This window comes from Rathayibacter sp. VKM Ac-2804, assembly GCF_009866655.1.
Taxonomy (GTDB): domain Bacteria; phylum Actinomycetota; class Actinomycetes; order Actinomycetales; family Microbacteriaceae; genus Rathayibacter.
In genome coordinates this window covers 1,739,288-1,757,749 of sequence record NZ_CP047420.1, presented here as the reverse complement: position 1 = coordinate 1,757,749, position 18,462 = coordinate 1,739,288, and the positions used below count along the sequence as shown (strand labels likewise).

Genomic DNA, 18,462 nt, shown 5'->3' with positions numbered 1-18,462 from the left:
CCGCCTGTTTCGTGCGGATGACCGTCCTGCTCAGCTTGACAGGGAGTGCAGCCGCTCCAGAGCCGCGTCCCCGGCCTTCGCGGCCTCCCGAGCGCGCGTCTCCTCGCGGGCGGAGGCGGCGCCGAGGGCGAACGCCGGCTCGCCGCGGCGGGCCGCCACGAGCGCGTGGCCGCGGAGCACGTCGCGGGCGGCGAGGGCGTCGCGCTCCTCTCCCAGCGCGTCGGCGACGGCCTCCGCCGCCTTCGCGAGCCTGCGCCGCTTCGAGCCGACCGCGGCCGGGACCACGGCGCTCCACGCCTCGACGACGTAGCGCAGGCGCTTGGCGGCCTTGCGCACCTCGTGGCGGGCCTCGAGATCGTCCTCGCCGCTCCGCGCCTCGTCGACCCGCGAGAGCTCCTTCGCGAGGGAGCGGCGGACGAGCTTCTTCGCGCTCGCGGCGGCCTTCGCCGTCCGCGGCGGATCCGCCAGCAGGGCGTCGAGGGAGTCGAGCAGGGCGAGGTAGCGGGCGCCGCGCAGAGTCTTCGCGACCCGCTGCAGCGCCACGGCCTGCCGGCGCTCGATCGCGTCGAAGAGGGTGGTCCCGGCGACGGCCTTCGCGGGCAGTCCCTCCCCCGCCTCCTGGACGGCGGTGCGGAGCCGGGCGGCGAGCACCTCCTCGTCGCGGGCGGCGCCGAGCACGCCGCCGAGCCAGCGCAGCTCGTCGCGCAGCGGGTCGAGGGCCTCGCGGTCGAGCACGGACCGGGAGGCGGCCAGGACGCTGCGGAGGCGGCGGGTGTGCAGGCGCATCCGGTGCAGCGCGTCGTCGGCCTCCAGCCGCACCCGCGGATCGACGGCGCGCAGGCCGGCCAGGAGCTCGCGGATCGCGGCGAGCGCCGCCTCCCCGCCGTCCTCGGCTGCGGAGTGCCCGTCCTCGATCGGACCGCCGGTGGCCCGGGCGAGCTTCGACGCGCTCTCGGCGGGGCGGGCGCCCGCGGCCAGCAGCCGCTCCTCGATCGCGTCGAGCACCGCCTCGCCCTCGGGGCCGTGGACGTCGACGAGCTCGACCTCCCACTCCCGCCAGCGCCGCTCGACGCCCGAGCGCTGGTCGTGCGCGATGACGAGGTCGTCGGCGATCTCGGCGAGGCGACGGCCGGCGGAGTCCGCGACGCGGGTGATCGCTCGGACGGTCTCGAGGGTGGCGAGCGGCTCGAGCCGCGAGCGGCCGACGTGGCCGAGCACGGGCTCCCGGACCTCGGCAGGCACGGTGCGCGAGGCGGTGAGCGGCGCATGGATCTCGGTGCGGCCCGAGGAGCCGGGCAGCTTGACGTGCCAGCCCTCGTCCTCGCCGCCCTCGCGGCGGCGGAGCGTGATCCGGCCGCGGGACAGCGCCCGGTCGGCGGTGTCGAAGTACTGGGCCCAGAGGCGGACGGGCTCCTCGGCGCGCGCGGAGGCGACGGCTCCCGCGCCGATCAGATCCGGCAGGGCGGTGTCGGCGCCGACGTCGTACTTGCGCTCCACCTCGGTCTGCACTCGGCGCTGCGCGCCCGCCTTCGTCCTGTCCGCACGCTCAGCCATGCTCCATTGTGCGCACGCGGGCGGCGCTCGCGGGGGCACTCCCTCGGCGGGGCGCGCGGTCGGCCTAGGCTGGGCGGATGACCGCGCCCGTCCCTCCCGTCGCCCGCCGTGTCCCGCTCGAACGCCGTCACCACGGCGATCTCGTGGTCGATCAGTACGAGTGGCTGCGGCAGAAGGAGGAGCCCGAGGTGATCGCGCACCTCGACGCCGAGAACGCCTACACCGACGCCCTCCTCGCTCCCCTCGCCCCGCTCCGCGAGCGCCTCTTCGAGGAGATCCGCTCGCGGACGAAGGAGACCGACCTGTCGGTGCCCGTCCGCGAGGGCGCCTGGTGGTACTTCTCCCGCTCCTACGAGGGCCGCCAGTACGGCGTGCACTGCCGCGCGCCGATCGCGGGTCCGGACGACTGGACCCCGCCCTCCATCGCCGAGGGCGGGCCGCTCGAGGGCGAGCAGGTCGTCCTCGACGGCAACGTCGAGGCCGAGGGGCACGACTTCTTCTCGCTCGGCAGCTTCGACGTGTCCAGCGACGGGCGCTTCCTGCTCTTCGGCACCGACGTCGAGGGCGACGAGCGCTACACCCTGCGCATCCGCGACCTGAGCACGGGCGAGGACCTGCCCGACGTCGTCGAGGGCACCGGCGGCGGCGCCACCTTCGGCGCCGACGCCCGCTTCGTCTTCTACCCCACGGTCGACGAGTCCTGGCGGCCGGACACGATCTGGCGGCACACCGTCGGCACCGACTCCGCGGCCGACGAGGTCGTCTTCTCCGAGCCGGACGAGCGCTACTGGATCGGCGTCGGGCTCACCCGCAGCCGCCGCTTCCTCGTGATCGAGATCGGCAGCAAGATCACCAGCGAGTGCCTGCTGCTCGACGCGGAGGAGCCGACCGGCGAGTTCCGCTCGGTCTGGCCGCGCCGCGAGGGCGTCGAGTACGAGGTCGACCACGCCGTCGTCGACGGCCGCGACCGCCTGCTGATCGTGCACAACGACGGCGCCCTCGACTTCGAGATCGTCGAGGAGCCGGCCGACCTCTCGCTCAGCCCCGAGGAGCGGGCGGCCGAGCGCCGCGTGCTCGTCCCGCACACCCCCGGCCGCCGGATCGAGGGCGTCGACGCCTTCGCGAAGCACGTCGTCGTCTCCTACCGCGAGGCGGGGGCGACCCGCCTCGGCCTCCTGATCGACGGCGACGGCGATGCGCGCCTGGAGGAGATCGCCTTCGACGAGCCGCTCTACGACGCGGGGCTCGCCGGCAACCCGGAGTGGGAGCAGCCCGCGCTGCGCCTCGCCTACACCTCGTTCGTCACCCCCTCCACGGTGCTCACCCTCGACGTCGCGACCGGTGAGCGGACGGTGCTCAAGCAGCAGCCGGTCCTCGGCGACTACGACCCCGAGCGCTACGAGCAGCGCCGCGAGTGGGCGACCGCCCAGGACGGCACGCGCATCCCGCTGTCGCTGGTCTGGCGACGCGACGCGGCGGCACCCGACGAGGCGCCCGCGCCGCTGCTGCTCTACGGCTACGGCTCGTACGAGGCGAGCATCGACCCCGGCTTCTCGATCGCACGGCTCTCGCTGCTCGACCGCGGGGTCGTCTTCGCCATCGCGCACGTGCGCGGGGGCGGCGAGATGGGCCGCTCCTGGTACGAGGAGGGCAAGACCCTCGCCAAGCGCACCACCTTCACCGACTTCGTCGACTCCGCCCGCCACCTCGTCGAGGCGGGCTTCACCACGCCGGAGCGCCTCGTCGCGCAGGGCGGCTCGGCCGGCGGCCTGCTGATGGGCGCGGTCGCGAACCTGGCGCCGGAGGCCTTCGCCGGGATCCTGGCGCAGGTGCCGTTCGTCGACGCGCTGACCTCGATCCTCGACCCGTCGCTGCCGCTCACCGTGATCGAGTGGGACGAGTGGGGCGACCCGCTGCACGACCCCGAGGTCTACGCCTACATGAAGTCGTACTCGCCCTACGAGAACGTCCGCGAGGACGTCCGGTACCCGCGGATCCTCGCGACGACCAGCCTCAACGACACCCGCGTGCTCTACGTCGAGCCCGCGAAGTGGGTGGCGCGGCTGCGCGAGGTCGGGGCGCCGGCGCTGCTCAAGATCGAGATGACGGCCGGGCACGGCGGCGTCAGCGGGCGCTACGAGCGCTGGCGCGAGGTGGCGTTCGAGTACGCCTGGATCCTCGACGTGCTGGGGCTGGCGGTGGACACGGAGCAGACGCGCGGCGAGTGAGCGCCCGCTCCGGATCGGGCGGGCGCGCCGCAAGCCCCACCGGGGCGTCGATCGCGCCGCGTAAGGTTCGGGGTGCCGACCGAGGGGAAGTGCAGAGATGAGCGCAGGACTGTCGATCGACCGGGCCGCGGCCTGGGTCGCCGATCAGCGGTGGTACGCGAGCAAGGGGCGCCGCCCCGAGCTGGAGATCCGGGGCGAGTGGCGCCTGGAGCGCGGTGACGGCGATGTCGTCGTGCACCTCGTCATCGACCGCGCGGGCTCGAGCCCGGTGCTCTACCAGGTGCCGGTGACGGTGCGCTCGGCGCCCGTCGCGGGCCTCGAGGACGCGCTGATCGAGAGCGACGGCTCCCGCTTCGTCTACGACGGTCCCCGCGACCCGCTCTTCGCGCGGGCGCTCTTCGAGCTGATCGCCGACGGCGGCTCCTCCGACGCGGAGGGCGCCCTGGGCGGCGCGCGCGCCGAGGGCCACCGCCAGCCCGGCGCCGTCATCGGCGCGTTCGCCTCGTCGCGGATCCTCAGCGGCGAGCAGTCGAACACCTCGATCATCGTGCAGACCACCGCGGAGGACGGCTCGGCCGGCACCCCCGTGATCGTCAAGGTCTTCCGCGCGCTGCACCACGGCGAGAACCCGGACGTCACCGTGCAGTCGGCACTGAACGCGGCGGGCAGCACCCTCGTGCCGCCCGTGATCGGCAACGTCACCGGCGAGTGGGACGACCGCGGCGAGCCGTCGGGGCGCGCCTTCGGCCACCTCGCCTTCGCACAGGAGTTCCTGCCGGGCGTCGAGGACGCCTGGCGCGTGGCACTCGAGGCCGTCGCCGGCGACAGCGACTTCACCGGTCCGGCCCGCGCACTGGGCCTGGCGACCGCGCAGGTGCACTCCACCCTCGCCGAGGTGATGCCGACGGAGGACGCGACCCCCGAGGTCGTGCAGAGGATGATCGCGACCATGCGGCGCCGGCTGCGGATCGCCTCCTCCGAGGTGCCCGTCATCGCCGAGGACGCCGACGCGATCGACGCGGTCTTCCAGGCGGCCGAGCAGGCCCCGTGGCCGCGGCTGCAGCGGATCCACGGCGACTACCACCTCGGCCAGGTGCTGTCCGTGCCCGGCCGCGGCTGGGTGCTCCTCGACTTCGAGGGCGAGCCGCTGCGGCCGATGCACGAGCGCCTGCTGCCGGACATCGCGCTGCGCGACGTGGCGGGGATGCTCCGCTCCTTCGACTACGCGGCCGGAGCGCACGAGCAGGCGTCTCCGGGCAGCTCCCGGGCCGCGTGGGCGCTGGCGAGCCGCCGCGCCTTCCTCGAGGGCTACACCGAGGAGGCGGGCGACGCGGTCACCGCGCACCGCGCCGTCCTGGACGCCTTCGAGCTCGACAAGGCGATCTACGAGGCCATCTACGAGGCGCGCAACCGCCCCGAGTGGCTGTCGATCCCGGTGACCGCGGTGCAGCGCCTCGTCGGACGCTCGTAGGGTGCAGGTATGACCGCACGCGACGAGACCAGCGACACCCCCGACTCCGACACCCGCGAGGACGGGCCGCTCGACCCGCTGAGCGACTTCAGCATCCCCGGCGACACCGACCTGCACGTGGCCGGCGACGCCTCGGGCGCCGACGGCCGCGAGGTCGCCGAGCCCTCCGAGGACGAGTAGCCCGGAAGGCATGCTGGTCGAGTAGCCCCGCAGGGGCGTATCGGGACCGACCATCACCCGGACTCCCGGCGATGGCGGATCGCGATACGCCCGCTCCGCGAGCTACTCGATCAGCTTGGGCGGCCCGCATCGCGGGCTGCTCGACCAGCAGGTGAGCTGCGAGGGCGGCTCAGCCGCCCATCTCGGGCTCGGCGTAGGAGGCGAGGGTCGAGCCTGCGGCGGCGCAGCCGACCCCGAGGTCGGACTGCAGGGTGCTCCACTCCGGTGACGACGGGTCGTAGGTCCATCGGCCGGCGGCCGCCTGGGCGTCCTGCAGGTAGGTCCGGATGCCGGAGGACGCGGCGGAGACGCCGGTCTGGTCCGGCTCCGGGTTCTGCATCCGCACCGTCTGGAGCTGGAAGGCCTGCCGCTCGAGGAACACCTGGTACGCCTCGTCGGAGACGTCGCCGCGGTCGTGGTACCACTGCATCGTCCAGCCGAGGCTGAGCAGCGAGCTGTACCGGCCGCAGGCGTAGGACGCGCTGGTGTCCTGCTCGCCCGGGACGGTGCCGCGCGCCGTCGGCTCGACCGTCACCGTGACGGTCGGCGCCGGGGTCTGCGCCTCGGCGCCTCCCCCGCGCGTGCAGCCCGTCAGCGCGGCGGCACCGGCGGCCAAGCCGAGAGCGGCCGCCGCGACTCGAGGCGCGAGCGGACGTCGGATGTGCAGTGGGTCCCCCATGCGCCGACCTTACCGGGCCGCTCCCGCCGGAAGGGGTCTCAGTCCAGCCGCGCGAGCGGGCCGGTCGCCGGGCCCTCCAGCACCGTCCCGTCGGCGGCGAAGCGCGAGCCGTGCAGGGGGCAGTCCCAGCTGCGCTCGGCGTCGTTCCAGGTGACGACGCCGCCCAGGTGCGGGCAGACCGCCGACATCGCGCAGCGGCGGCCCCCGACGGTCGAGACGGCGACCGGCTGGAGGCCGTCGCGCGCGAGCAGGCCCTCGCCCTCCGCCGGCACCACGTCCACCGACCGCGGCGCGCGCAGGGCCGACCAGTAGCCGCGGGCGTACCAGGCGCCGACCGCGGCGAGCGCTCCGGCGCCCTCCGCCATCACCCGGGGCAGGGTGGGCCGGCGGTGCAGGACCTTCGCCCACGGCGGCGTCTCTCCCCGGGAGTCGCCGACCAGCGTCAGCGCCGCCTGCACCGCGTTGGTCATCCCCCACTTGTCGTAGCCGGAGGCGAAGAAGATCCGGCCCCGACCGCGCGGCAGCCAGCCGACGAAGGGGACGCGGTGGAACGCCTCGTAGTCCTGGGCGCTCCACTGCGCGATCGGCTCGGCGCCGGGGAAGGAGCGGCGGGTCCAGGCGATCAGGTCGTCGACGCTCTCCTGCGTCCGCGCGCGCCGGCCGACCCCGTGGCCGTTGCCGCCGATCAGCAGCAGCCGCTCCCCGTCCCGCTCCACGTCGCGGATCGAGCGCGAGGGCCCGTCGACGGAGAGGTACATGCCGTCCGGGATCGACTCGGCCCCGCGGAAGGCGACGGCGTAGGAGCGCAGGGCGACCTGCTTGGCGAAGTAGAGCCCGCGGTCCAGGATCGGCGTGCCGGTGAGCAGGTAGGCCCGCTCGCCGGTCACCTCCCCGGCGCAGGTCCGCACACGCACGGGCGAGGACGCGCGCATGCCGAGCGCACGGACGCCCTGGACGAGGACTCCCCCGGCCGCGCGGAAGTCGGCGGCGAGCGCCGTCAGCACCGCCATCGGATCGAACTCCGCCTGGTCGTCGAGCGCGACGGCGGCGGTGCTCGGGAACGGCGTGTCCAGCGCGCCGACGAGACGGGTGGCCAGGCCGAAGCGGCGGGCCGTCTCGTGCTCGCGCAGCACCGCGGGGACGCCGTCGGGGGTCTGCGCGTAGCTGTAGGCGGTGCGGCGCTGCACGGGCACGCCGGCCTCGCGGAGGTAGTCGACGAGCCAGGTGAAGCCCGCGAGGTTCGCGGCGACGTAGGCCTGCGTGACCGCGGGGGTGTTGCGCGCGGCGATCTTCGACAGGTGCGCGCCCTGCAGCAGGCTGAGCTTGGCGGTGCTGCTGCCGGTCGCGACGGCGCCGACCTCGCGGGCCTCGAGGACGAGGACGCGACGGCCGCTGCGCTGGAGCAGGAGCGCCGTGACGAGTCCCGAGAGGCCGGCGCCGACGATCACGTCGTCGTAGTGCGCACCCGGGACGAACTCGTCGCCCGCAATCGGCGCGGCGTCCTGCCGCCAGAGCGAGGTCGCCTCGGTCGCCGGCACGTCGGTTCGCTTCATCGGGTCTCCCTGCGCTCGGGCCGCGGACGGCGGCTCGGACCGACGCTACGCGCGGGGACCGGGCGCGTCAGGGTGTTGACAGGGCGCCGGGCCGCCGACGGCGGCTCAGAGCCAGCCCCAGCGCTTGAACAGCCGGTGCAGGACCACGCTCGAGGCGACCATCGCCGCCAGCGCCGCCGGGTAGCCCCAGGCCAGGTGCAGCTCGGGCATCGCGTCGAAGTTCATGCCGTAGACGCTGGAGATCATGGTCGGCGCGAAGAAGATGGCGGCCCAGGCCGAGATCCGCTTGACTTCGTCGTTCTGCTGGTTGCCCGCCTCCGCGAGCTTCTTCATGTCCTCGTTCTGGCGCTGGGCGACGAGCGTCGCGTTCACCGCGAGGATCTCGCGCAGGGTGGTCCGGAAGCCCTCGACGCGCTCGTCGACCACGGCGACGTGGTCGGCGACGTCGCGGAGGTAGCGGCGCAGCTCGACGTCCTCGCGGAAGACCTCGAAGTCGGTGACGAGCCGGCCGAGCATCCCCGTCAGCGGGCGGGTCGCGCGCTGGAAGTCGAGGACCTCCTGGGACAGCTCGTAGATGCGACGGGACACCGCGGGATCCCCCTCGAAGACCTGGGCCTCGATCTCGTCGATGTCGTTCTCGAGGCCGGCGACGACCGGGGCGTACTGGTCGACGACCGCGTCGAGGATCGCGTAGAGGACCGCCACCGGGCCCTTGCGCAGCAGCTCGGGGTCGGCCTCCATCCGGCGCCGGACCAGCGAGAGGTCGGGCTTCTCGGAGTGGCGGACCGTGACGACGAAGTTCGGGCCGACGAAGAGGTGCAGCTCGCCGAAGTCGACCTCCTCGCGCTGGTCCGCGTAGCTCGCGGCGCGCAGCACCACGAACATGTCGCTGCCGTAGCGCTCGAGCTTCGGGCGCTGGTGCGCGCTGATCGCGTCCTCGAGGGCCAGCGGATGCATCGAGAACTCGTCCTCGAGGGCGGCCAGCTCGGCCTCGGTGGGGCGGTAGAGGCCGATCCAGGCCATCGCGTCCGGGAGCTTCTGCAGCGCGGCGAGCGCCTCCGGGATGCTGCCGGGCGAGACGACGCGCCGGCCGTCCTGGTAGATCGCGTTGTCCACGGTGCTCCGGCGGGCGGGCTCCTCGGCGGGGCGGATCCGCTCGATCGGGCTGGTGTCCTCTGCGGCGGCGCGCGTGCGCGAGCCGAGACCGAGGAGGGTCGAGGGGACTCGGGGCAGCTTCACGCGGGGCCTCCTCTGATCGACCGACGACCCATTCTGCACCCCCGGGTGAACGGCAGGTGTCCGGCGGCGGCGGCCCGGCCGGCGTCCGGTGTCGGAGGCGCTCAGTAGCCTGGAGGGGCACGACAGGGAGCGCCACCGCACACCCGCAGACCCCGCGAAAGGACGGTCGTGAAGCTCCTGCACACCTCCGACTGGCACATCGGCCGCACCTTCCACGGCCACTCGAGCGTCGCCGCGCTCGGCGTCGTGCTCGACGCGCTGGTCGAGACGGTGCGGACGGAGGCGGTCGACGTCGTCCTCGTCGCGGGCGACGTCTTCGACTCCGCGGTGCCGGCGGCCGAGCACTACACGCTGCTGACCCGCACCCTGGAGGCGATCCGCGCGGCCGGAGCCGAGGTCGTGCTGACCAGCGGCAACCACGACTCCCCGGCCCGCCTGGGCTTCCAGGCCGGGCTGCTGCGCGGCTCCGGCGTGCACGTGCTCACCGATCCCGAGGCGTACGCCGAGCCGGTCGTCCTCCGCGACGCGCACGGAGAGGTCGGCGTCTACGGCATCCCGTTCCTCGAGCCCGCGCTCTACCGGCACCGGCACCCGGAGGAGTCGCTGCGCCGGCACGAGGACGTGCTCGCCTTCGCGATGCGGCGCATCCGTGCGCACGCCGAGGCGGCCGGGCGGCGCTGGGTGGTGCTGGCGCACTGCTTCGCCGTCGGCGCTCCCGCCGCCACGGTCGAGCGCGACATCACGGCCGGCGGGCTCGATTACGTCTCGGTCGACCACTTCGCGGCGGCGGACTACGCGGCGCTGGGGCACATCCACGGGCGGGCGGAGCTGCTGCCGAACGTGCGGTACTCCGGCGCGCCCCTGCACTACTCGTTCGGCGAGGCTGCGAAGCCGCGCGGTGGCTGGCTGGTCGAGCTCGGCGCCGACGGGCTCGGCGAGGTGACCTGGTCGGCGCTGCCCGTGCCGCGCCGGCTCAGCGTGGTCGAAGGGCGGCTGGACGAGCTGCTGAGCGACCCGTCCCTGGCGGAGTACGAGCCGGACTGGGTCTCGGCCGTGCTGACCGACGAGGTCCGCCCGCTCGACGCGATGGCCCGGCTGCAGTCCCGCTTCCCCGGCTGCGCGACCCTCGAGCACCGGCCCCCGCACGCGGCGGTCGACGAGCGCCGCTACGCCGAGCGGATCCGCGGCCGGAGCGACGTCGAGGTGATCGACGACTTCCTCGCCCACGTGCGCGGCGGCCACGGCGCGAGCGAGACGGAGCGCGCGCTGGCCCTCGACGCGCTGGCGCAGGTCGACGCCGAGGCGCTGCGGTGAGGATCCGCCGCCTCTCCTTCGCCGGTCTCGGCCCCTTCCGCGCGGAGCAGGAGATCGACTTCGACCGGCTGGAGGACGTGGGGATCTACCTGATCGCCGGGCGCACCGGCGCCGGGAAGTCGACGATCCTCGACGCCATCAGCTTCGCGCTCTACGGCTCCGTGCCGCGCTTCGACGGCACGGCCTCGCGGCTGCGCAGCGACCACAGCGCCCCCGAGGACGAGACGTTCGCCGAGCTCGACTTCGAGGCGGCCGGGCGGCTCTACCGGGTCCGCCGCTCCCCCGAGTACGAGCGGCCGGCCAAGCGCGGCGGCGGCACCACCCGGCAGGCGGCGAAGGTCGCGCTGCTCGAGCACGTCGACGGCGAGTGGCGGGGACTGTCCTCCAGCGCGCGGGAGACGGGTGCCGACATCGGCCGGATCGTCGGCCTGACCAAGGACCAGTTCCTCCAGGTCATCCTGCTGGCGCAGAACCGCTTCCACGAGTTCCTGCTCGCGAAGAACGACGATCGGCAGCGGCTGCTCCGCACCCTCTTCGCGACGGAGCGCTACGACCTGCTGCGCCGGCGGCTCGTCGAGCAGCGGCAGGAGAGCGGCGCGGCGCTCGAGGAGGAGCGCGCGGCCGTGACGGCGCTGGCCGACGAGGCCGTGCGCCTCGCAGGCGACGAGGAGCCGGCACCGGCGGCGCCCGACACGGCCTGGTTCCGCTCCCTGGTGACCCGGCTCGACGCTCCCCTCGCGCTCGCCCGCGACGACGTGGCGGAGGCCGACGCCGCGAGCCGAGCGGCCGAGACCGCCCGGGACGAGACGCGGCTGGTGAAGCGGGCGCAGGACCGCCGCCGGAGCGCGCTGATCGAGACTGAGGAGCTGGCGGTCGCCGAGTCGCTCGTCGTCCGGGAGCGCGAGCGGATCGAGCGGGCGCGCCGGGCCGAGGGCGTGCTGCCGCTGCTGAAGACCGCCCGCTCCGCCGCCGAGAAGGCCGCCGCTGCCGGCCGTGCCCGCGACGGCGCCGCGGAGGCCTTCACCGCGGCCTTCGACGAGCCCGCCGATCGGGCCGCCGCCGCCCGTGTCGGCGAGCGCCTGACCGCCGTTCTCGGCGCGCTCACCGAGGCGCTGGCCGACGAGCGCACCCTGCCGGAGGCGGTCCGCTCCGCCGAGCGCACCGCGAGGGCGCGCGAGCGGTCCGCGGCCGCGCTCGACGTCCTCGACGGCGAGCTCCGGGCGCTGCCCGCCCTGCTCGACGCGCTCTCCGCAGAGGAGGACGCCCTCGCTCCGGACGCGTCGGCGCTGCCGGCCCGCTCCGAGGAGCTGGCCGCGCTCGACCGCCGGATCTGCGCCGCCGCCGAGCGCGCGACGGCCGCGACCGCGCTGGAGCGCCTCCGCTCGGCCCACGCCGACGCAGCCCGGGCGCACGGCGTTCGCGCCGCCCAGCACGCCGAGCTTGTCGCCCGCCGCTTCGCGGGCTTCGCCGGCGAGCTGGCCGGCGCCCTCGCTCCCGGCGACCCGTGCCCCGTCTGCGGATCCTGCGAGCACCCGCGCCCCGCCGAGCACGGCGAGCTGCCGCCCGTCGGCACCGGCGAGATCGAGAAGGCGCGCACCGCCGTCGACCGCGCCCTCGCCGCGATGGACGCGGCGCGCGAGGCCGAGAGCGCCGGAGCGCTCGCCCTGGCCGCCCTCGAGGAGCGGGCCGGCGCCACGACCGCCGAGGAGCTCCAGGCCGTCCGCGTCGAGGCCGAGCAGCACCTCGCAGAGTCTCGGAGCGCCGCGACCCGGCTCGAGGAGCTGCGGCGCGAACGGTCCACCCTCCGCGTCCGGAGCGACGAGCTGACGGCCGCCCTCGAGACCGCCCGCACCGAGCACCAGCGCCTCAGCTCCGACGAGGCCCTCGCCGCCGAGGCGCTGCGCCTCCTGCGCGAGCGGATCGACGCTCACCGCGACGGCGCCGCGAGCATCGCCGAGCGTGTCGCCGCGATCACCGCGCAGCGCCGCCTGGCCGATGTGCTCGTCGAGGCCGAGGACGCGGCGACCACCCGCCGCGAGGCGGCCGAGGCGGCCGAAATCCAGCTCTCTGAGGTGATCGCCGACCGCGGCTTCGCGAGTACCGTCGACGCCGAGTCCGCCGCCCTCACCTCGGGCGAGCGCGCCCGCGCCGAGGCCGTCGTCGCCGAGCACGAGCGCCGCCGCAGCGCCGTCGACTCGGTGCTGGCCGACCCCGAGCTCGCCGGCCTGCCGACGGCCCCCGTCGATCTCGCCGCGGCGGAGGAGGAGGCGCGCGCCGCCTCCGCCCGCCGCGACGAGGCCCGCTCGCGGCATTCGGTGCTCGAGCACCGCGCCGCCCGGCTCGCCGAGCTGGCCGGCCGCGCCGAGGAGCGCCTGGGCAGCCTCGCCGAGCGCCTGCGCCGGCACGAGGAGCTGCGCGCCCTCGCCGAGACGATCGACGGCCGCGGGCAGAACACCCGCCGGATGGACCTCGAGGCCTTCGCCCTGGCGGGCCGGCTCGAGGAGATCGTCGCCGCCGCGAACCTGCGGCTGAACGCGATGACCAGCGGCCGCTACGCCCTCGTGCACGACGACTCGCTCGCGTATCGCGGCGCGGCCTCCGGGCTCGGGATCGAGGTGCTCGACGCCTTCACCGGCGCCCGCCGGCAGCCCGCGTCGCTCTCCGGCGGCGAGACCTTCCTCGCCTCGCTCGCCCTCGCCCTCGGCCTGGCGGACGTGGTCACGATGCAGTCGGGCGGCGTCTCGCTCGAGACGATGTTCATCGACGAGGGCTTCGGCTCGCTCGACGCGGAGACGCTCGAGACGGCGCTCGGCACGCTCGACGCGCTGCGCTCCGGCGGGCGGACCATCGGCCTGATCAGCCACGTCGACGCGATGCGCGAGCGGCTGCCGACCGGGCTGAAGGTCGTCGTCAGCGATCGCGGCGACAGCAGGATCCTCACGGCGTGACGGCACGACCCGCTAGGGTCGTCGGCAGTGACACGGGGTGCCCGCCAGGGCTGAGATGAGACCCGTCGAACCTGATCTAGTTCGTACTAGCGAAGGGATGTCGCGAATGAGCATTCGCACGCCTGCCCACCCGACCCTCCTCGACGGCGCAGCCGTCGCCCGAGACCTCGACGGGCTGCGCTCCGCCGCGCCGCTCGTGCAGTGCATCACCAACGCGGTGGTCACCGGCTTCACCGCCAACAGCCTGCTGGCGCTCGGCGCCAGCCCCGCGATGTGCGACCTGCCCGGTGAGGCCGGCGTCTTCGCGGGCATCGCCTCCGCGACGCTGGTGAACCTCGGCACCCCGCACGCGGAGCAGCGCGACGGCGCCCGCGAGGCCGTCGCGGCGGCGAACGCGGCCGGCACCCCGTGGGTGCTCGACCCGGTCGCCGTCGGCCCGCTGCCCGTGCGCACCGCCCTCGCGGCGGAGCTGCTCGAGGCGCGACCCGCGATCATCCGCGGCAACGCCTCCGAGATCCTCGCCCTCGCCGGCCTCGGCACCGGCGGTCGCGGGGTCGACGCCGTCGACGGGCCGGAGGAGGCGCTGGAGGCCGCCGTGGCTCTCGCCCATCGGTCGGGCGCCGTCGTCGCCGTCTCGGGCGCGGTCGACGTGATCACCGATGGCGAGCGCGTCGTGCGCGTCACGGGCGGGCATCCGCTGCTCACCCGCGTCACCGGCGGCGGCTGCGCGCTCGGCGCCGTCATGGCCGCCTTCCTCGGCGTGCCGGGCTCCGACGCGCTCGGGGCCGCGGTCGCCGCGTCCGTCGTCTGGGGGCTCGCCGCCGAGCGCGCCGCCGAGACCGCCGCCGGCCCCGGCTCGTTCGCGGTCGGCCTGCTCGACGCCCTCGCCGCCCTCACCGCGGCCGACGTCGAGAGCGGAGCGCAGATCGCATGATCGACCTCTCGCTCCAGCTCGTCACCGACACCCGTCTCTGCGGCCCGCGCGGCGTCCCTGCCGTCGTCGCCGCGGCCGTCGCCGGCGGCGTCCGGATCGTCCAGGTCCGCGACCACGAGGCGACCGCCGCCGAGCTCGTCGCCCTCACCTGCGCCGTCGCCGCCGTCCTCGACGAGCGCACGACCCTGCTGGTCGATGACCGCGTCGACGTCGTCCTCGCCGCCCGCCTGGCCGGCGCCCGTGTCGACGGCGTGCACGTCGGCCAGTCCGACCTCCCTGTTCTCGCCGCACGGAGCATCCTCGGCGCCGACGCGGTGATCGGTCTCACCGCGAACACCCCGTCCCACCTCGCCGCCGCGCACGCCCTGCCCGTCGGCACCGTCGACTACCTCGGCGTCGGCGTGATCCGCGCCACCGCTACCAAGCCCGACCACCCGGTCCCGCTCGGCATCGACGGCTTCGCCGCCCTCGCCGTCGCGACGCCGCTCCCTTGCGTCGCCATCGGCGGCGTCACCGCCGACGACGCCGCAGCGCTGCGCCGAGCCGGAGCAGCCGGCCTCGCGATCGTCTCCGCGATCTGCGCCGCAGACGATCCGGAGTCCGCGGCTCGCGCCTTCCGGTCGGAGTGGGACCGATGAGCGCCGCGCTCCCGCAGCCCCGCCCGATCCCCCGGGTGCTCAGCATCGCCGGCACCGACCCGACAGGCGGGGCCGGGATCCAGGCCGACCTCAAGTCGATCGGGGCGCTCGGCGGCTACGGGATGGCGGTCGTCACCGCACTCGTCGCTCAGAACACCCGCGGCGTGCGCTCGATCCACCTGCCGCCCGCTGCGTTCCTCCGCGAGCAGCTCGACGCGGTCAGCGACGACGTCGAGATCGACGCGGTGAAGATCGGCATGATCGCGAACGCCGAGCTGGGCGGGATCATCGCCGCCTGGCTGGACGACGTCCGCCCGCCGCTCGTCGTCGTGGATCCGGTGATGGTCGCGACCAGCGGCCACCGCCTCCTCGACCACGAGGCGGAGGAGGCGGTCCGCGCGCTCGTCCGCCGCGCCGATCTGGTCACGCCCAACCTCCCCGAGCTGGCCGTGCTCGCCGGAGCGGAGCCGGCCGCCGACTGGTCCGCCGCGCTCGAGCAGGCCCGCTCCCTGGCCCGGGATCTCGGCACCGCCGTCCTGGTGAAGGGCGGGCACCTCGACGGCCCGGCGACGCCGGACGCGATCGTCACCGTGGACGGCGGTGTGCGCGAGGTGCCGGGCGAGCGGGTCGCCACCCGGAACACCCACGGCACCGGCTGCTCGCTCTCCTCCGCGATGGCGACGCTCCTCGCCGGTGACGAGGCGACTCCGGACACCCTCGCGCAGGCGCTGACCGAGGCGAAGGACTGGCTGAACGGCGCCCTCCGCGGCGCCGACGCGCTCCGGGTCGGCGAGGGCAACGGCCCGATCGACCACTTCCACCGGCTGCACGCCCCCGCGTTCTGCGCCCGGATGTGGGCCGGGACGGAGCAGCTCCGCGCCGAGATCGACGCGCTGCCGTTCGTGACGGCCCTGGGCGACGGCTCCCTCGCCCGCGACGACTTCGAGTGGTACCTGGAGCAGGACGCGCTCTACCTCACCGAGTACGCGCGGGTCCTCGCGATCGCGGCGCAGCGCGCACCGAGCACCGCCGAGCAGGTCTTCTGGTCGGAGTCGTCGGCCTCGGCCCTCGCGGCGGAGGCGCAGCTGCACCGCGGCCGCCTCGGCGAGCGCACGACGACGGCCTCCGCCACCACCCGCGGCTACGTCGACCACCTGCTAGCCGTCGGCGCGCGCGGCGGCTACGGCGAGATCGTCGCCGCGCTGCTGCCGTGCTTCTGGCTCTACGCGGACATCGGCGAGCGCCTCGCCGCGGCGAACCGGCCCGGCCATGCCTACGCGGACTGGCTCGTCACCTACGCGGATCCTGCCTTCGCTGCCGCGACCGAGCGGGCGCTCGCGATCACCGAGGAGGCCGCCGCCCGCGGCACGAACGCGGAACGCGCCGCCATGGGCGACGCGTTCCTGCGCTCGAGTCTCTTCGAGCGCGACTTCTTCGCGGCTCCGCTCAGCCGATCGCCTCGCGGAGGACGTGCATGAGCGCGTCCAGCTGAACCGTGTCGGCCGAGGCGACCTCGGCGTCCGCGCCGTCGAGCGCGCGGGCGGCGAGGCCGGCCTTCGCGTCGATCAGCTCGGCGATCTTGGCGTCGATCGTGTGCGCCGCGATGATGCGCCAGGCCGTGACCGGCTCCTCCTGGCCGATGCGGTGCACGCGGTCGATCGCCTGCGTCTGCTCGGCCGAGGTCCAGGACAGCTCGGCCAGGACGACGTTGGACGACGCCTGCAGGTTGACGCCGACGCCGGCCGCGGTGAGCGAGCAGACCGCGACCGAGACGTCGGGGTCCTCGTTGAACGCGTCGATCTGCGCCTGGCGGAACGTGGCCGACTGGTCGCCGCGGATCGAGACGGAGGTGAGCTCGCGCTTCTCGAAGGTGTCCTCGGCCTGGTCCATCACGTCGATGTGCTTGGCGAAGAAGACGACCTTGCCGACCGAGCGGGCCAGCTGCGAGGCGTAGTCCGCGGCGAGGGCCGCCTTGGCCTGGCCGATCCGGCGCACCATCGTGAAGACGTTCTCGCCGGTCTTGGCCGACTTCGACTCCTCGAGCTCGCTCTGCGCCACGATGCGGACGAACCGCTCGCGCTCGTCGTCGTCGAGCTCGTGCGTGATCGAGGCGGTCACGGCCTTGTAGCGCTGCAGCATCCGGGCGCCGAGCTCGCGCTCCGCCTTCTGGATGGAGCGGCCGAGGTCGTCGTCCAGCTCGACCGGCAGGTCGACGATCCGCTTCGAGGGCAGGTCGGCGGCGACGTCGATCTTCTTGCGCCGGACGATGCCGAGGTCGATGACCGCCTCGCGCGCCTCCGGGTAGAAGCCGGTGTCCGCGGGGGTGAGCCCGGTGTCCTCGAGCAGGCTCATCAGCTCGGGCCCGGGCTTGGTCTCGTCGATCCAGCCGAGGAAGCGCCAGATCGCGCGGAAGTCGTCCACGTCGTTGATCAGCGGCGTTCCGGTGAGGGCGATCATCAGCGGGTCGTGGCCCGGCGTCGTCTCGCGGATCTTCGCGGCCAGCGCCAGCACGCTCTGCGAGCGCTGCGAGCGCAGGTTCTTGATGAAGTGCGCCTCGTCGACGACCATGCCGCGGAAGCCGAGGCTGCCGAGCCAGCCGATGTGCCGGTCGAGGATGTCGTAGTTGACGATCACGACGTCGGCGAACGCGTCGAGCGTGCCGCCGTCACCGTGGATGACGGTCGCGCGGCGCTGAGGGGTCCAGCGCTCGACCTCGCGCGCCCAGTTCATCTTCACGACGTTGGGCACGACGGCGAGCAGCGGGTACGAGCCGGTGACGGAGGCGGCGAGCAGGCTCTGCGCCGTCTTGCCGAGACCCGGCTCGTCGGCGAGCAGGAAGCTGCGGTGACCCTCGCGCGCGCCCTCGATGAAGCGGGCCTGGTGCGGCATCAGGTCGCGACCGCGGGGGGTGACCCGGTCGATCTTCGGCGGCTCGGGCAGCTCCATGCTGGCGGCGCGGCCGCCCGCGCCGTACTCGAACGCCTTGAACAGCGGTCCGAGCAGCTCCCAGTCGTCGAGGCGACGGCGGGCGGGGGTCGGCGCGCTCGCGATCGAGAAGTCCGGCGGGAGGAAGGGGTTGGCGAGCTGGCGCGCACGCACCGATGGCGGCACGACCTGGTTGACCGGCACCTCCGGCTTGGGCTCCGGCTCGGTCACGATCAGCAGCTCGTCGGGGCTCAGCTCGGCGCCGGCCTCCAGCAGCCAGTCGCGGCGCAGCTTCTGCGCGGCCGCGGTGATGCCGGCCTCGGACTCGAGCAGGGCGATCAGGCTGGTGTCGCGCGCCGCGGTCTTCGCGAGGATCGTCGCGATGCCGTCGAGGCGCTTCATCTCCTCCGCGCGCTGCGAGTCGCTGAGCTCGGTGTCGGTCTTCACCCGCTTGCGCTCCTCGCGCATCAGCAGGGCGATCACCAGGAACTTCGTGCGGTTGGTGGGCCCGACCTTGCCGGTCTGGGCCTTGGCCTCGACCTCGCGCACGCGGCGGGCGAGGATCGGGATGATCCCGGAGTTGTCGACGCCGCGCGGACGCGAGCGCGGGCGGGTCCCCGGGCTCGCGCTCGTCGAACGACGCGACTGACCGGACTGACGCTGGCCGCTGCGAGCCATGCTCCTCCTCGACGTGGACGGGGGCGGAGGAGGGGTTCCCGCGCTCTGCCGTCGCATTGCACTGTGCTGGTTCGTCACCGTG

Annotated in this window: 13 protein-coding genes and 1 riboswitch; of the genes, 8 read left to right on the top strand and 5 right to left on the bottom strand. The window is 74.7% G+C overall.

What is annotated here, in order from left to right:
• Positions 1–30 precede the first annotated feature (30 nt).
• On the bottom strand, positions 31–1,554 hold the full coding sequence (locus tag GTU73_RS08185) for a CYTH and CHAD domain-containing protein (protein ID WP_160088501.1): 1,524 nt from the start codon (positions 1,552–1,554) through the stop codon (positions 31–33).
• Positions 1,555–1,631: 77 nt separating this feature from the next.
• Here GTU73_RS08185 and GTU73_RS08180 point away from each other — a divergent pair, with 77 nt between their 5' ends.
• The 3 genes from GTU73_RS08180 to GTU73_RS08170 all read left to right on the top strand — a co-directional run bounded on the left by GTU73_RS08180 (position 1,632) and on the right by GTU73_RS08170 (position 5,433).
• Positions 1,632–3,782, top strand: coding sequence for a S9 family peptidase (locus GTU73_RS08180; RefSeq protein ID WP_160088499.1), 2,151 nt, complete (start codon positions 1,632–1,634; stop codon positions 3,780–3,782).
• Positions 3,783–3,879: 97 nt separating this feature from the next.
• The gene (locus GTU73_RS08175; RefSeq protein WP_160088497.1) at positions 3,880–5,253 is read left to right on the top strand and encodes a phosphotransferase; all 1,374 of its coding nucleotides are present in this window, start codon (positions 3,880–3,882) and stop codon (positions 5,251–5,253) included.
• Positions 5,254–5,262: 9 nt separating this feature from the next.
• Positions 5,263–5,433, top strand: a complete 171-nt coding sequence (locus tag GTU73_RS08170) for a hypothetical protein (protein ID WP_160088495.1) — start codon at positions 5,263–5,265, stop codon at positions 5,431–5,433.
• 169 nt (positions 5,434–5,602) lie between these two features.
• Here GTU73_RS08170 and GTU73_RS08165 read toward each other — a convergent pair whose 3' ends face one another.
• From GTU73_RS08165 to GTU73_RS08155, 3 genes are all read right to left on the bottom strand, one after another.
• On the bottom strand, positions 5,603–6,151 hold the full coding sequence (locus GTU73_RS08165) for a hypothetical protein (RefSeq protein ID WP_160088493.1): 549 nt from the start codon (positions 6,149–6,151) through the stop codon (positions 5,603–5,605).
• Positions 6,152–6,189: 38 nt separating this feature from the next.
• Positions 6,190–7,704, bottom strand: a complete 1,515-nt coding sequence (locus tag GTU73_RS08160) for an FAD-dependent oxidoreductase (protein ID WP_244231817.1) — start codon at positions 7,702–7,704, stop codon at positions 6,190–6,192.
• 105 nt (positions 7,705–7,809) lie between these two features.
• A complete protein-coding gene (locus tag GTU73_RS08155) occupies positions 7,810–8,865 on the bottom strand; it encodes a magnesium and cobalt transport protein CorA (RefSeq protein ID WP_244231837.1) in 1,056 nt (351 codons plus the stop codon).
• Positions 8,866–9,111: 246 nt separating this feature from the next.
• Between GTU73_RS08155 and GTU73_RS08150 the strand changes: the two genes are divergently transcribed.
• The 5 genes from GTU73_RS08150 to thiD all read left to right on the top strand — a co-directional run bounded on the left by GTU73_RS08150 (position 9,112) and on the right by thiD (position 16,255).
• Positions 9,112–10,257, top strand: coding sequence for an exonuclease SbcCD subunit D (locus tag GTU73_RS08150; RefSeq protein ID WP_160088489.1), 1,146 nt, complete (start codon positions 9,112–9,114; stop codon positions 10,255–10,257).
• A complete protein-coding gene (locus GTU73_RS08145; RefSeq protein WP_160088487.1) occupies positions 10,254–13,205 on the top strand; it encodes an SMC family ATPase in 2,952 nt (983 codons plus the stop codon). Before GTU73_RS08150 ends, GTU73_RS08145 begins: the two co-directional genes overlap by 4 nt.
• Positions 13,206–13,228: 23 nt before the next feature.
• A riboswitch (TPP riboswitch) is annotated at positions 13,229–13,320 on the top strand.
• Positions 13,312–14,139 (top strand): hydroxyethylthiazole kinase, encoded by an 828-nt coding sequence (gene thiM / locus GTU73_RS08140; RefSeq protein WP_160088485.1) that lies wholly within the window; start codon positions 13,312–13,314, stop codon positions 14,137–14,139. Its footprint overlaps the riboswitch before it by 9 nt.
• The gene (gene thiE / locus GTU73_RS08135; RefSeq protein ID WP_160088483.1) at positions 14,136–14,777 is read left to right on the top strand and encodes a thiamine phosphate synthase; all 642 of its coding nucleotides are present in this window, start codon (positions 14,136–14,138) and stop codon (positions 14,775–14,777) included. The genes thiM and thiE overlap by 4 nt, the downstream gene beginning before the upstream one ends.
• Positions 14,774–16,255 (top strand): bifunctional hydroxymethylpyrimidine kinase/phosphomethylpyrimidine kinase, encoded by a 1,482-nt coding sequence (thiD, locus tag GTU73_RS08130; RefSeq protein WP_160088481.1) that lies wholly within the window; start codon positions 14,774–14,776, stop codon positions 16,253–16,255. The genes thiE and thiD overlap by 4 nt, the downstream gene beginning before the upstream one ends.
• Here the strand turns inward: thiD and GTU73_RS08125 are convergent.
• Entirely contained in the window at positions 16,224–18,380 is a 2,157-nt protein-coding gene (locus GTU73_RS08125; protein ID WP_160088479.1) for a DEAD/DEAH box helicase, read from the bottom strand. The two genes, thiD and GTU73_RS08125, sit on opposite strands and share 32 nt — an antisense overlap.
• Between the last annotated feature and the right edge of the window lie 82 nt (positions 18,381–18,462).